Below are 13,588 nucleotides of genomic sequence, written 5' to 3'. Positions count from 1 at the left end.
CCGGCTGGCCGAGAAGGGGGGAGGATACGCGTGCCCACGCCGTCCGTCGTGGCTCCTCGCCAAGTGCACACGTGCGTGTGACCTGCGTGTGTGAACTGCAGGGAGCTGTTGGAAGGTACTGATCATGGGCGGATCAGCGCCACGAACGGATCGCCGATCACCGGCGACGGTCTGCCGAACACCGGCCGAACCGCCCGTCGAGACCACGAGCTTCGTCGACCGCCGCGCCGAACAGGCCGAAGCCCGCGCCCTGCTGGCAAGAGCCCGCCTCGTCACCCTGACCGGGCCGGGCGGCGTCGGCAAGTCGCGCCTCGCCGCCCGTGTCGCGGCACGCATGACCCGCGCCTTCCCGGACGGCGTCCGTTTCGTGCAGCTGGCCGGTCTGGCCGACCCTGACCTCGTACCGCGGGCCGCCGCCGAGGCGTTGGGCCTGTACGACCACTCCACGCGCCATCTGCCGCAGACCCCGGACGCCCTGGCCGACCAGCTGGGAACGCGCCGCCTCCTCCTGGTCCTCGACAACTGCGAACACCTGCACAGAGCCTGCGCCGAACTCGCCGGCGCACTCCTGCACCGCACCACCGGCGTACGTGTCCTCGCCACCAGCCGGCACCGCCTGGGCCTGACCGAGGAACACCTGCTGGACGTACGGCCGTTGCCGACCCCCGATCCGGACAGCGACCTCTCCGCGGCCCACCGCCACCCGGCCCTCGCGCTCTTCGCCGACCGAGCCGCGGCAGCGGTCCCGGGCTTCACGCTCACCCCCGCCAACCGCACCACAGCGGCCCGCCTGTGCCGCCGCCTGGACGGCCTCCCCCTGGCGATCGAACTCGCCGCGGCCCGCATGACCGACCCAGGCGGCCTCAACCTGAACATCGACGACCTGCTCGCCCGCACAGACGACGACCACCACACCGACACCGACACCCACACTCACATTCACGCCGATCACCGCCATCGCAGCCTGCGGGCGGCGGTCGACTGGAGCCACCAACTGTGCACGCCGGACGAGCGGTTGGTGTGGGCACGGGCGTCGGTGCTGGCCGGAGACTTCGACCTGGAGACGGTGGAGGCCGTGTGCGGGGAGGGCACCGACGACATCCTGGAAGCCGTGACCGAACTGGTCGGCAAGTCCGTACTGAGCCGGGAACCGGGCCCGGCCGGCGGCGTACGGTACCGGCTGCTCGACACCCTCCGGCAGTACGGCCTCGACCGGTTGGGACAGCGCCCCGGGGAGGAACGGGCCACCCGGCGCCGGCACCGCGACTGGACGCAGGCTCGGGCGGCGGCGTACGAACGGGCCTGGTTCGGCCCCGGCCAACAGCACATGGCCGCCCGCCTCCACGCCGACCGGGCCAACCTGCGCGCCGCTCTGGACTTCAGCCTCGGGGCGAACGGGGGCGCCCCCGACGACGCGTTCGCCGCCCTCCGTCTCGCCGGCACCCTCTGGTTCCACTGGTACGCGTGCGGCGCCCCCGGCGAGGGTCGGTACTGGCTCGACCGCGCCCTCGAAGCGAACCCCGAGCCGAGCCGTGAGCGGGCCCGGGCGCTGTGGGTCTCCGGGCTGCTCGCTCTGCTCACCGGGTCACCGGAAGACCGCGCCCGGGGCAGGCGGCGAGCCGAGGAAGCGCGCGACCTCGCCCGGCGACTCGGGGACGCCGCCGAGGCCGCGCACGCCGGGTTCGCCGTCGGGGTCGGCCTGCTCCTCGACGGCGAACCGGCCGCCGCCCTGCGGCACTTCGAGGACACCGTGGCGCAGGACCCCGTACCCGGCGGGCATACCGGCCTCGCCGGCCTCGAACGCGTCCAACTCGCCTGTGCACTGGCCTCGTTGGGCGAGACGGACCGGGCGGTCCCCTTCTGCGAGGACGCCCTGCGGGTGTGCGAGGAGTACGGCGAGGAATGGGTCCGCTCGTGCGTCCTGCGGGCCCTCGCCCTCGCCCACACGGCCCGCGCGGACTGGCACCGGGCCGAACCACCCGCCCGAGAGGCCCTGCGCATCGGGCACACCCTGCACGACGTCCTCGGCATCGCCCCCACCCTCGACCTGCTCGCCCTCATCGCGGCCTCCGACGACCACGACCACGAGCGCGAGCACGACCGTGAGAACGGCCACGAACGCGCCGCCGTCCTGCTCGGCGGCGCCGACAGCGCCAGGGCCACCCCCTTCGACTCCGTACGCCAGGACGCCGAGACCCGGGCACGCGAGGGCCTCGGGCGACGGGCGTACGAGCGGGCGTACCTTCGTGGGAAGGCCTTCGACCTCACAGGGATCGTCAACTACGCGTTGGGGGAGGGCGAGTCGGCCGACCGGAGCCCCGAACCGCCGTCCGGCCTCACCCGCCGTGAGACCGAGGTCGCCGCGCTCGTCGCCGAGGGCCTCGCCAACCAGCAGATCGCCGACCGCCTGGCGATCGCCCGCCGTACCGCCGAAGGCCACGTGGAACGCATCCTCGGCAAACTCGGCTTCGCCAACCGCACCCAGATCGCCGCCTGGGTGGCAGCGCATCGCTGACGCCGCGCTGTGCGTGCGTACGGAAACAGGTATTTCTACCCGCGCGCGGGGGCGCCCGTGGAGGCGATGCTGAAGACATGCTGCAACTCTCCGGGGACTCCGGGGGACACGGCCCGGATCCCGTCCCTCGGTATGGCTCGTACCTCCAACCCCCGCTGGGGGCAGGCCATCTGAGCGTCGAGTACGACCCGTGCCCCACCGCCGCCCGCGAGGCCCGGGCCGAGATACGCAGGCAGTTGGAGGAGTGGGGCCTGACCGGCCCGAAAGACCTGACCGGCCGGAAAGACCTGACCGGCCGGAAAGACCTGACCGACCGGGACGACGACCTCCTCCATGTGGCGGAACTGCTCGTCAGCGAGCTGGTCACCAACGCGGTGCTGCACGCCGCGAGCCGGTTCACGCTCACCCTCTCGGCCGCGCACGGCGTCCTGCGCTGCGAGGTCACCGACACCGGCCGCCGTACTCCGCGGGTGCAGTGCGCGGGGGTCGCGGAGAGCGGTCGGGGGATGTTCCTGGTGGATGCGCTCGCGAGGCGCTGGGGCTGCCACCAGGACGGGCCGGGCAAGACCGTGTGGTTCGAGCTCGGCACATGCGGGTCCGACGGCTGTGGTCGGCGACAGCTGTAGCAACCCGTGGGTTCCGGACGCCGGATGCCCTGGCTGTCCACCTCCGGCTCCGGAACGCCCTCTTGTGCGCCTCCACCCCTTTGCGCTTTCTTTGCTCCATGGCGGACACCACAGGAAACACCTCGGCAGCAGGGGCTACCGGCACCCCGGGTACCTCGGGCGCCAACACCGCTCCACGCAAGTCCAGTTGGAAGTACATCGGCCCGGGAATCGTGGTCGCCGCGACCGGCGTCGGCGCCGGCGACCTGGTGGCGACGCTCATCGCGGGCAGCAACTTCGGCTACACCCTCCTGTGGGCCGCCGTACTCGGCTGCCTGGTGAAGATCTCCCTCGCCGAGGCGGCCGGCCGCTGGCACCTCTCCACCGGCCGCACCCTCTTCGACGGCTGGGCGAGTCTCGGCCGCTGGACGACGTACTTCTTCGTCGCGTACGTCGTGATCTGGGGCTTCGTCTACGGCGCGGCGGCGATGTCGTCGAGCGCGCTGCCGCTCCAGGCGCTGTTCCCGGACGTCATGGACCTCAAGGCATGGGCGATCCTGTGCGGCTTGTCGGGCCTGGTATTCGTCTGGTTCAACAAGTACGAGGTCTTCGAGAAGGTCATGACGGTGCTGGTGGGCGTGATGTTCGTCGTCACGGTCTACCTGGCGATCCGGGTCACCCCGAACCTCGGGGACGCCTTCGCCGGCCTGCTGCCCGTCCTCCCCAACGAGAAGGACTCGATCCTCAACACACTGGGCCTGGTCGGCGGTGTGGGCGGCACCATCACCCTTGCGGCGTACGGCTATTGGGTCAACGCGAAGGGCTGGACCAACACCGGCTGGATGAAGGTGATGCGCCTCGACAACCGCGTCGCGTACGCGACGACGGGCATCTTCGTGGTGGCGATGCTGTTCGTGGGAGCGGAACTGCTCCATTCGGCCAATGTGGCGATCGCGAGCGGCGACAAGGGCCTGATCCAGCTGAGCGACATCCTGGAGGACAAGTACGGCTCGGCGACCGCGAAGTTCTTCCTGATCGGCTTCTTCGCCACCTCCTACACGTCGTTGATCGGCGTCTGGCACGGCGTGAGCCTGATGTTCGCGGACTTCGTGGAACGCTTCCGCGGGACCCGGACGACGGGCGAGGAGGTCGCCTCGGGCACGCGCGAACGGTCGTGGCCGTTCCGCGCGTACCTGCTGTGGCTGACCTTCCCGCCCATCGTCCTGCTCTTCCAGGGCCAGCCCTTCCGCCTGATCATCCTGTACGGCGTCCTGGGCGCGGCCTTCCTCCCCTTCCTGGCCGGCACGCTGCTGGTCCTGCTCAACTCCTCCCGCACGCCCCCCGAATGGCGCAACCGGCTGCTGAGCAACGCGATGCTGGTGATCGCGGGCCTGCTGTTCCTGGTGCTGTGCGTGAAGCAGGTCTGGGACCAGCCGTGGTCAGAGTTCTTCTGAGCCCGTTCAGCCCTTCGGCGGCGGCTCAGTTGGGGGCCGGCAGCAGCCCCGCCCACTTCGAGTCGGTGGCGATCGTCTTGAGCTGGTCGAGGGTCAGGGCGGGATTCTCACGGGTCGGGCCGGTGATCTGGCTGGCGGAGTTGAAGGCGCTGACGACCACCCGCAAACCGTCGGGCCAGATGGCGTCGGCGGTCCGCATGACGAGCCCCTTGCCCTTGTTGTCTCCGGCGCCCTGACGGACGACGACCTTGATCCCGTCGGGCAGGGTCACGGCGCCCGAGCCCTCGCCGAAGAGATCGTCCTCGATGTCCTTCATGTTGGGCTGCACGTTGATCTGGACGAAGCTCTTGCCCTTGCCGTCGTCGACGACGACATACCCGAACCCGGTGCCCGGGCCGCTCTTCCCGACCACGCTGAGGCCCTTCGGGAGCAGGCCGGTGAGTGTCGTCACGATGGCGTCGCTCTCGACCTCCGCGGGCTCGCTCGACGTCGGCGGCTTCGAGGACTCGGCGGCCTTCGGGATGGCGTTGATGGCCCTGAGCCATGCCGGATCGGTGACCACGGTCTTCAACTGCCCACTGTCGAGGGGAGGTTCGGGTCGACTGATGGGCGCGTCCTTCTCGGCGGCGGCGTTCCACTCCATCACCGTCACCTGCTCCCCCTCGTTGGTGACGAGGTCCGCCGTCCACAGTTTCGTGTCGACGCGGCGGTCCGGATACTCGTACCCCTTGAGGATCCTGAGCAAGGCGCCCCCGGGCAGCGGGCTCGTCACGCACTCGTCGTACGGGACGAACGCCTTGTCCGGGCACTCGGCGATCTCCCGGGCCTGCTGTCCCCCCGGCTCGATCCGGCCGAGGTTGACGGAGAGAGCCGCGGCGCCCTTCCCGTCGTCGAACACGGCATACGCGTACGGACCCAGCTTCGAGGCGGTGCCGCGCGACCGCTCCTCACTGTAATCGCCCTGAGGCAGCAACCCCTTGAGGGTGCTGAGCAGTTGGGCGCCGGAGACAGGCGACGGGGCGGCGCTGGTAGTGGCACTGGGGGTGGCGCTGGCGTCACCGGGTCCCACGGTCGTCCCGCCGGCCCCGACGGCCCGCTGCCCGGTGCCGTCCCCTCCCCAGGGCGCGACCAGCGCGCCGCCCACCCCCACCAGCGCGATCGCGGCGGCGCCGCTCACGACAGCGGTCCGGCGCCGCATCCGGAGCCTGCGCCCGCGGGTCTCGCCGCCGGCGACGAGGGCGGCACGATCGGCGTCGAAGGCACCGCCGGCGTTGCGCAGGGCGGCACCGAGCCGGTCCTCGAACTGGTCGTCTCGATGATCAACGGACATGGCGAACCACCATTTCTGCTGTGTACGGGAATGTGTACCGGAACGGTGAGGGGATGCGGGGGAGGAGGGGAGCGGGAGCTTCTCGGGGGAACGTGGGCCTCAGCGGGCGGCGTACTCGCCGAGTTCCTCGCCGAGGAGGGTGCGCAGCCGGGCGAGGGCGCGGACGCAACGGGTGCGTACGGCGGCCGAGCTGACGTTCATCGCGCCGGCCGTCTCCTCGATGGAACGGTCCTCCCAGTAGCGCAGGACGACCACCGCCCGGTCCTTGGGCGCGAGTTGGGCCAGCGCCTCCACGAGGGTGAGCCGCATGGTCACGTCGGCCCCGGCGGAGGGAACGGGCACGTCGGGCAGCACGGCGGTGGCCCGCTCGGTACTGCTGCGGCGCCGCTGATGCGCGAGAAAGGTGCGGGTGAGCACGGTCTGCGCATACCCCGCCGGGTTGCTGGCCCGGGAGACGCGCCCCCAGTTGACGTACAACCGCCCGAACGTCTCCTGCACCAGGTCCTCGGCGAGGTACGTGTCCCCGGCGGTGAGCAGACACGCGGAGCGGTACAGATGCCCCGCGCGTGCCGCCGCGAACTCCGCGTACCCGTCCGCGCGGACCTTTCTCATACGTTCCCCCTGCTGCCTGCGGTGCGCTCAGGTTTGGGCGCGTGGACTGCCTTCACCTCATTGATGCGGTGGGTGGGGGGAAATGTTTCAGAGGAGAGGGGACTGATTTACGCCGGGGCGGCGATGTGCCGCCCGGTCAACGGGCGGGGGAGTCGGCGCAGCGACTGAAATGTCGGAGAGCGTGCCGTTGCCATCGGCGTTGCGGTGCGTGTCGGTGGCTCGAGGGGGACCCGAAGTCCCGCCCTCGATCCCGTTGTCGGCGCAGGCCGGGGCGCCGCCCAACAGCACCGAACCGACCCCTATCGATGAGATCAGCGCGTGCGACCGCGTTCTCAGGGCTGGCACTTGTCGCTCCCTCTTTGCGAAATGATCTTCTCGATGGCCCAGACGCCCTTGTCGTTCCTGTGCAGCTGGGTGTTGTAGAGGACGTAACTGTTCTTCGTGACCGGGGTCTTGTCGATCTTCTTCGGGCTCAAGTACATGTCGTACGCCTTGCCCTGGTCCTCGCAGTACACGAGGGAGGCGCTCTCCTCCCCGCTGACGGTGGCGACCGCGTCGTAGTAGCGGTAAGTGCCGGTGACCCGCGCTTTGGCGTCGACGTACGCCCTGATGAACGTCTCCGTGGCGGCCGCTGCCTCGCCTTCGTAGTAGTGGAGGTAGGACTTGTCTAGGGCGTTCTGGTTCACGATCGCGAGGTCCACGGCCTTGATGGACTGTTCGCTGTCGGTCAGGATGGCGTCCTTGTCCGTGTCACCGGTCCTGGGCCAGTCGAACGTGTACGTCAGGTCGGACGGCAGCTCGATCTTCGGCCGGTCGGTGGAGGCGGCTGAGGCGGTCGCTGTCGGCGATGCCGAGGTGCCGCTGCCGGTATTGGCGTCGGCGATCTTGTCGTTGTCCGTCGACTTGCTGTCGCCGCTGGCACAGGCAGTCAACAGCAGGGCCGCGGACACGACGAGTGCGGCAGCAACGGGCAAAGAGCGGCGCTTCAAAGTGGACTCCCCGTGAGACAGATGTGTTGCAAAGCCCATACGGTATCGGGGGCCTCGGACAACCCTGCCCGAGACCTTCTGGTCGCGCCGAGCCCGGCCGGTGCCGGTAGGGGTGTGTGGGCCCGGGTAGGGATTGAGAGCATGGAGTACTGGAAGGTGGACTGGCTGCACGATTTCCAGTTCGAGGCGACCAGGATCTACAACGAGATCGGTGACGACGGCTACGAGGTCCGAAAGGTCTACCAGTACAGGGACGGGCGCAATCTGAAGGCTGACGAAGTCCACGAATCCGATGAGATCGGCCTCGGTACGACTCCGGTCGGCCCCATCGAAGACGTGGTTGCCCAGTCCGAATTCGAGGCCGTCGTGATCGCCCGTCAGGAATTCGAGACGGAGTGGCAAAGCGCGTCCTGGCCAGCTGGGACACACGCGTAGGCGCGGCCTGTGACCAGCTCACCGACTTGTAGCACCTTCACCTCGAACTCCCGTGTCCAGTAAGTTCGCGTGTGTGTACGGCTGTTGTCGTTGAGGTTCGGGGTGACGGGGGTTGCGGATGGCGGGGTACCGGCCGGCGGACTGGCATGTGCTGGACCTGGACCTGGATCCGACCCCGGGTGATCCGGACCGTGTGCGTCAACTGGCCCGTACGCTGCACGACTTCGCCGATGATGTCGCGGACGCGCTGCGGTTGATCAAGGGGATGGCGCAGGAGAACGAGACGCTGGAGTGGGCGGGCAAGACCGCCGAGGTCTTCCAGGACGAGTTCTCGGATGTGCCGAAGAACCTGAAGAAGCTGAAGAAGTCGTACGACCTGTGCGGCGACGCGCTGGTGGATTACTGGCCGAAGCTGGAGCGGGCGCAGGCGCTGGCCGACAAGGCGCTGGCCAAGGGCCGGGAGGCACAGGCCGATCTGTCCTCGGCCAAGTCCCGCCTGTCTTCCGCCGATTCGTGGGTGACGCGGGCCGGCAAGGAGTCCGACAAGTACAAGGACGATCCCACTGGCAGCAAGGTCGCGGATCCGCCGGACGAGGCGAAGGTCCGGGCCGCCACCCGCGACGCCCAGCACGCCAAGACCGCCCAGAGCAGCGCCCAGTCGGACGTGGACGGCGCGCAGTCGGCGTTGGACGCGGCGAAGAAGATGGCCGAGGACGCGCGCAAGATGCGTGAGGACGCGGCGGGCGAGGCGAAGCGGAAGATCGACGAGGCGTCGGACGCCGGTATCCAGAACCGGAGTTGGTGGGAGGACGTCGGCGACTGGTTCGTCGACAACTGGGACAGCATCGTCGCCGTCTGCAAGGTTGTCGTCGCGGTGGTCGGGGTCGTGGCGATGATCATCGGAGGGCCGATCCTCGGTGCCATCGTGCTGATCGCGGCCCTCGTCGTCCTCGCGGACACGCTCTACAAGTATTCCAAGGGACAGGCGTCCCTGTGGGATGTGGGCTTCGCCGCGCTCGACTGCATACCGGGCATGAAGGGGCTGACCACCCTCGGCGGCCTCGCCAAGGGCATGAAGTCGTTCGGCAAGCTGGGCCTCAAAGGCATGGCTCTGGGCGCGCGCGGTCTGGGCAAGAGCGCCAAGGGCATGGTTGGCGACGGCGCCAAGGGCGCCTACAACCGTCTGAAGAGCAAGATCAAAGGCTGTGGAGACCCGGTCGACGTTGCCACCGGACAGATGTTCCTGGTGGAGCGGGACGTTTCACTCCCCGGAACTTTGCCTCTCTCCTTCACTCGGCGTGTTGCCTCTGGTTACCGGACCGGTTGGTGGTTCGGCCCCACCTGGGCCTCCACGATCGACCAGCGTCTGGAGATCGACGATCAAAACGTCGTCTTCGTGACCGAGGACGGCATGCTGCTGGAGTATCGGCGCCCTGAGGTTCCGAACGTTCCAGTGCTTCCTGAGGCGGGCCCGCGCTGGCCGCTGGTCCGCCTGAACGCAGGTGGCTACCGTATCGACGACCCGATCTCCGGCCGTAGTCAGCACTTCGCGACGCCCGAAGGGCAACTGGCCCTGCTGGAGTGCATATCCGACCGGAACGGCAACACGATCGAGTTCGACTATGACGACGACGGCGTTCCCGGTGCGATCCGGCATTCCGGCGGCTACCACCTCAAACTGACCGTGGAGGATGGCCGGGTCACAGCCCTCAGCCTGGCCGACGCGGCCGAGGACGGCTCCGATGCCACGATCAAGCGGTACGGCTACGAGGACGGCAATCTCACCTCGGTGACCAACTCATCGGGCCTGCCCATGGCGTTCACCTACGACGAGCGCTTGCGTGTCACGTCCTGGACCGACACGAACAGCAGCAGATATGAATACACCTACGACGACCAGGACCGCTGTGTGAAACAGGGCGGGGAGGCTGGGTACGCCACCAACTTCTTTGCCTACGACGGTACGGATCCGGCATGGCCAGGGTGCCATGTCACAGCGGTCACCACTGGCGAGCGAACAGTGTCGAGCTTCATCATCAACAACAACTGTCAGGTCGTCGCCGAGATCAACCCGCTGGGCGGCACCTTGCGTGCCGACTATGACGCCAACCACCATCTCATCTCCACGACGGATGAACTCGGCCTGACCACGCGCCTTTTGAACAATGCACTCGGCCAGGCCACTGAGGTGATCGATCCCGACGGTGCCGCTATCCGCTATACCTTCAGTGATCTGAATCTGCCGATCTCCATGGAATTGTCGGATGGTTCCCGCTGGCTGCGGCAGTACGACCAGGCCGGAAACTGCACGGCCGTAACTGACCCGGCTGGCGTGACCACCCGCTACGTGTACAACGAGCGCGGCCATCTCTCCGCGGTCACCGACGCACTGGGCTGCACTACCACTGTGCGATGCGATCCGGCGGGTCTGCCCGTAGAGAACGTCAACCCTCTGGGTGCGACCACCTCTGTTGAGCGGGATGCCTTCGGCCGGCCTACCGTACGGGTCGATCCACTGGGACACGCCACACGGTTCTCCTGGACCGTCGGGGGACTGGCGTCACAACGGATTGCACCGGACGGAGCCGTCGAGTCGTGGATGTATGACGGCGAAGGGAACTGCACGAGCCATACCGATCCGGTGGGCGCTGTCACCACGTTCGAATACACGCACTTCGACCTGGTCGCCGCACGCACCGGGCCTGACGGTGTGCGCCACGAATTCATCCACGACACAGAACTGCGACTTGTACGGGTCATCAACTCCACCGGGCTGAAGTGGAATTACGCATACGATGCGGCTGGGCGCCTTGTCTCCGAAACCGATTTCGACGGCCGGACCCGCACCTACACTCTCGATGCCGGCGGGCACCTGACCAGCCGTACAAATGCCCTCGGCCAGACAGTGCGCTATGAGCGCAACGCACTTGGACGGATGATCCGCAAGGACGCCGAAGGGCAGATCACCACCTTCGACTACGCCGCTTCCGGCCGACTCGTCGGCGCCGTCGGTCCGCTTAGCACGTTTTCGCTCGAACTCGACGAGCGCGGCCTGCGCCGATCCGAAACCGTCAACGGCCGCACGCTCAGCTGTGCGTACGATGCCGTGGGGCGCCGGACACGCCGTACCACACCCGGCGGTGCGATCAGTACGTGGAGTTATGACGCGGCGGGCCGCTCGGCGGAACTCACCACTTCAGGGCGTTCGATCGGCTTCGACCATGACGAGTCCGGCCGGGAGACCGCACGTCGCTTCGGTGAGTCGATCACCATGGCCCACACCTTCGACATGGTGGGCCGACCTACTACGCAGCAGGTGCTCACAGACGCGGGTGTGATCCAGCAACGTGCCTTCACATACCGCCCGGACGGCTCCCTGACCGAGATCGACGATCAGCTGAACGGCGTCCGGCGTTTCGACCTTGATGTCGCCGGGCGCGTCACCGCTGTCCACGCCGGGAAGTGGTCCGAGACCTATGCCTACGACGACGCGGGCAATCAGACCTCGGCCAACTGGCCTACGACCCACCCTGGCCACGAGGCCACCGGGCAACGCACCTACATCGGCACCAGGATCACCCGAGCCGGAGGTGTCCGCTACGAACACGACGACGCGGGTCGAATCGTGCTGCGCCAGAAGACCCGGCTGTCCCGCAAACCAGATACCTGGCACTACACATGGGACGTTGAGGACCGACTGACCTCCGTCACCACACCCGACGGCACGCTCTGGCGCTACCAATACGATCCCTTGGGGCGCCGCATCGCCAAACAACGCCTTGCCGCCGACGGCGAAAGCGTTCTCGAGGAAACCTCGTTCACTTGGGACGGCCACGTTCTCTGCGAGCAGTCCACCACGGCCGAGAACCAGCTCCACACGGTCGTCCTCACTTGGGACCACGACGGCCGACGCCCCCTGGCCCAGGCGGAACGCATTACCACCGCGGATTCTCCCCAGAGCGTCATCGACCAGCGGTTCTTCGCCATCGTCACCGACCTCGTCGGCACGCCGAGCGAACTTGTGGACGAAACCGGCGACATCGCCTGGCGCACCCGCGCCACTCTCTGGGGCACCACTACTTGGAACAACGACGCGACGGCCTATACGCCGCTCCGCTTTCCAGGCCAGTACTACGACCCCGAAACCGGCCTACATTACAACTACTTCCGTACCTACGACCCGGAAACGGCTCGCTACCTCACTCCCGATCCCCTCGGTCTGGCACCCGCCCCCAACCCGGTCACCTACGTGGACAACCCGCATACGTGGATGGACCCCCTTGGCCTGGCGCCGGGATGCGGAGAACCAGTCGGACGTACTCTGGAGGAGGCAAAGGCACAGGCTTTGAAGGATGCTGGCATTCCTGAAGGATCCGTACCTCTCGAAGTCAACAATCATGTCCCGGCCACCACACCGGAATGGCAGGGATCAAAGCAGTTGATGGGGGAGGACCACCAGCCCATCTACTACACGGAAGAGGTTTACGAGCACCCCAATGGAGAGGACCTCGTGGTCTTCCAGGATCACTGGTTCGGGCATCAGAAGCCAGGTGAACCTGGCTATCAGGGACCACATGTGCACGTGAGACCTTTCGAGGACACCCGCAACGGCCAGATCCCCGGTGCCGAGGAGCATTACTACTATGACCGTTGAGAGTTTTCTCGTGAATCCGGAAGCACTCAATTCGCTCTATGGCCATGTCCCGGATCTCGTTGACGTCAGGATCAGATCGATCAATCTGAACTGGCGCGGACCCACGGTAACCCTCCGCATCGACCTGCCCTTCTTTCCCGGCTCGGCGCCACAGGAGTGGACCGATGCGGGTACGGACACGGTGCAGTGTCAACTTCAGTTCCTGGCAGTGGAGAACATCTCCCTCACCGGCTGGGACCCGCCGGCCGTCGGCCGCGTCGAGATGTCTTCGTGGGGCAGGGAGAGTCGTATGCGGGTAACCGCAGACGGTCGAGGGGTGGCGCTCCGATTTGACTGCAGTGAGTCCGTGCGCGTCGGCCATGTGAGCGCATTCAGAATCCAGGCCGACGGATCGGACGATGGACCGCATCTCTTCGTGAGCAAGATCGACGCCCGGCGGCACACCTTCCTTCCCTCGACCGATGAGAAGACGTTCTATGAGCGCTGACTGGTCGCAACTCCTCGCATCTGCCGAATACTTGGGGGAGCTGTACGACGGTGCCCCGCCCCCGACTGACGCGTACGACCTCTTCTACGTGCACATCGACGAACGGGAGGACTCGGTGACTCTGGGCTTCGACACCAGGGCCTTCCCGCTGAAACTGCCCCCCGAATGGAGGGGAAAGGACTTCAACGCCTTCGAGTTCCACCTGTTCTTCACGGGGGTTACCGGTCTCCGGGTCACGGGCTGGGGGGCTTCTGAAGCCAAGGTGATCGATCTGACCGTCGACGATGGAGGGCACTTCGACGTGGCCCTCGGGTCTGAGGCCTCCGGTATCGCGTTCCGTGCTACTGCGGCCCGTCTGGCCAGAACGCGCGCCTATCTCGCTTCGGGCAACCTTTGAAATTGAGGGGAAAGCCGCCCACGGCGCGGGTATGTCCCTGGTCCAGCACCCGTGCCTGTCCTGGATGGGTGTGGCTCTCCTGCGGGGAAGCTCTGAGCTGGGAGAACGCT

General features: G+C 67.4%; 10 protein-coding genes. 7 read left to right on the top strand and 3 right to left on the bottom strand.

Annotated elements, in window-relative coordinates:
- Positions 1-124: 124 nt before the first annotated feature.
- The 3 genes from OG734_RS15570 (at position 125) to OG734_RS15560 (ending at position 4,574) form a co-directional block, all read left to right on the top strand.
- Positions 125-2,515: an ATP-binding protein gene (locus OG734_RS15570; RefSeq protein ID WP_330288096.1), complete on the top strand. Its 2,391-nt coding sequence runs from the start codon at positions 125-127 to the stop codon at positions 2,513-2,515.
- A 77-nt stretch (positions 2,516-2,592) separates the two neighbouring features.
- Positions 2,593-3,141, top strand: coding sequence for an ATP-binding protein (locus tag OG734_RS15565; protein WP_330288095.1), 549 nt, complete (start codon positions 2,593-2,595; stop codon positions 3,139-3,141).
- A 98-nt stretch (positions 3,142-3,239) separates the two neighbouring features.
- Positions 3,240-4,574: an Nramp family divalent metal transporter gene (locus tag OG734_RS15560; protein ID WP_330288094.1), complete on the top strand. Its 1,335-nt coding sequence runs from the start codon at positions 3,240-3,242 to the stop codon at positions 4,572-4,574.
- 25 nt (positions 4,575-4,599) lie between these two features.
- Here the strand turns inward: OG734_RS15560 and OG734_RS15555 are convergent, their stop codons facing one another.
- The 3 genes from OG734_RS15555 to OG734_RS15545 form a co-directional block, all read right to left on the bottom strand.
- Entirely contained in the window at positions 4,600-5,904 is a 1,305-nt protein-coding gene (locus OG734_RS15555; protein ID WP_330288093.1) for a hypothetical protein, read from the bottom strand.
- Between the two features lie 99 nt (positions 5,905-6,003).
- A complete protein-coding gene (locus OG734_RS15550; RefSeq protein WP_330288092.1) occupies positions 6,004-6,516 on the bottom strand; it encodes a SigE family RNA polymerase sigma factor in 513 nt (170 codons plus the stop codon).
- Positions 6,517-6,848: 332 nt separating this feature from the next.
- Entirely contained in the window at positions 6,849-7,505 is a 657-nt protein-coding gene (locus OG734_RS15545; protein ID WP_330288091.1) for a hypothetical protein, read from the bottom strand.
- A 141-nt stretch (positions 7,506-7,646) separates the two neighbouring features.
- Between OG734_RS15545 and OG734_RS15540 the strand changes: the two genes are divergently transcribed.
- From OG734_RS15540 to OG734_RS15525, 4 genes are all read left to right on the top strand, one after another.
- On the top strand, positions 7,647-7,940 hold the full coding sequence (locus OG734_RS15540) for a DUF6881 domain-containing protein (RefSeq protein WP_330288090.1): 294 nt from the start codon (positions 7,647-7,649) through the stop codon (positions 7,938-7,940).
- Positions 7,941-8,058: 118 nt separating this feature from the next.
- Positions 8,059-12,594: a DUF6531 domain-containing protein gene (locus tag OG734_RS15535; RefSeq protein WP_443064864.1), complete on the top strand. Its 4,536-nt coding sequence runs from the start codon at positions 8,059-8,061 to the stop codon at positions 12,592-12,594.
- On the top strand, positions 12,584-13,081 hold the full coding sequence (locus tag OG734_RS15530) for an Imm50 family immunity protein (RefSeq protein WP_330288088.1): 498 nt from the start codon (positions 12,584-12,586) through the stop codon (positions 13,079-13,081). The genes OG734_RS15535 and OG734_RS15530 overlap by 11 nt, the downstream gene beginning before the upstream one ends.
- The gene (locus tag OG734_RS15525) at positions 13,071-13,478 is read left to right on the top strand and encodes an Imm50 family immunity protein (protein ID WP_330288087.1); all 408 of its coding nucleotides are present in this window, start codon (positions 13,071-13,073) and stop codon (positions 13,476-13,478) included. The genes OG734_RS15530 and OG734_RS15525 overlap by 11 nt, the downstream gene beginning before the upstream one ends.
- The last annotated feature ends 110 nt before the right edge of the window (positions 13,479-13,588 follow it).

The organism is Streptomyces sp. NBC_00576 (assembly GCF_036345175.1).
In the GTDB taxonomy this organism is placed as follows: domain Bacteria; phylum Actinomycetota; class Actinomycetes; order Streptomycetales; family Streptomycetaceae; genus Streptomyces.
The sequence above is the reverse complement of the archived record's forward strand: the minus strand, read 5'-3'. Positions and strand labels throughout refer to the sequence as shown.

Excerpts from the sequence above, each read along its gene's own strand:
- OG734_RS15570 (WP_330288096.1), top strand. The coding sequence starts at position 125 with ATGGGCGGATCAGCGCCACGAACGGATCGCCGATCACCGGCGACGGTC.
- OG734_RS15530 (WP_330288088.1), top strand. The coding sequence starts at position 12,584 with ATGACCGTTGAGAGTTTTCTCGTGAATCCGGAAGCACTCAATTCGCTC.
- OG734_RS15535 (WP_443064864.1), top strand. The coding sequence starts at position 8,059 with ATGGCGGGGTACCGGCCGGCGGACTGGCATGTGCTGGACCTGGACCTG.
- OG734_RS15565 (WP_330288095.1), top strand. The coding sequence starts at position 2,593 with ATGCTGCAACTCTCCGGGGACTCCGGGGGACACGGCCCGGATCCCGTC.
- OG734_RS15540 (WP_330288090.1), top strand. The coding sequence starts at position 7,647 with ATGGAGTACTGGAAGGTGGACTGGCTGCACGATTTCCAGTTCGAGGCG.
- OG734_RS15525 (WP_330288087.1), top strand. The coding sequence starts at position 13,071 with ATGAGCGCTGACTGGTCGCAACTCCTCGCATCTGCCGAATACTTGGGG.
- OG734_RS15555 (WP_330288093.1), bottom strand. The coding sequence starts at position 5,904 with ATGTCCGTTGATCATCGAGACGACCAGTTCGAGGACCGGCTCGGTGCC.
- OG734_RS15560 (WP_330288094.1), top strand. The coding sequence starts at position 3,240 with ATGGCGGACACCACAGGAAACACCTCGGCAGCAGGGGCTACCGGCACC.
- OG734_RS15550 (WP_330288092.1), bottom strand. The coding sequence starts at position 6,516 with ATGAGAAAGGTCCGCGCGGACGGGTACGCGGAGTTCGCGGCGGCACGC.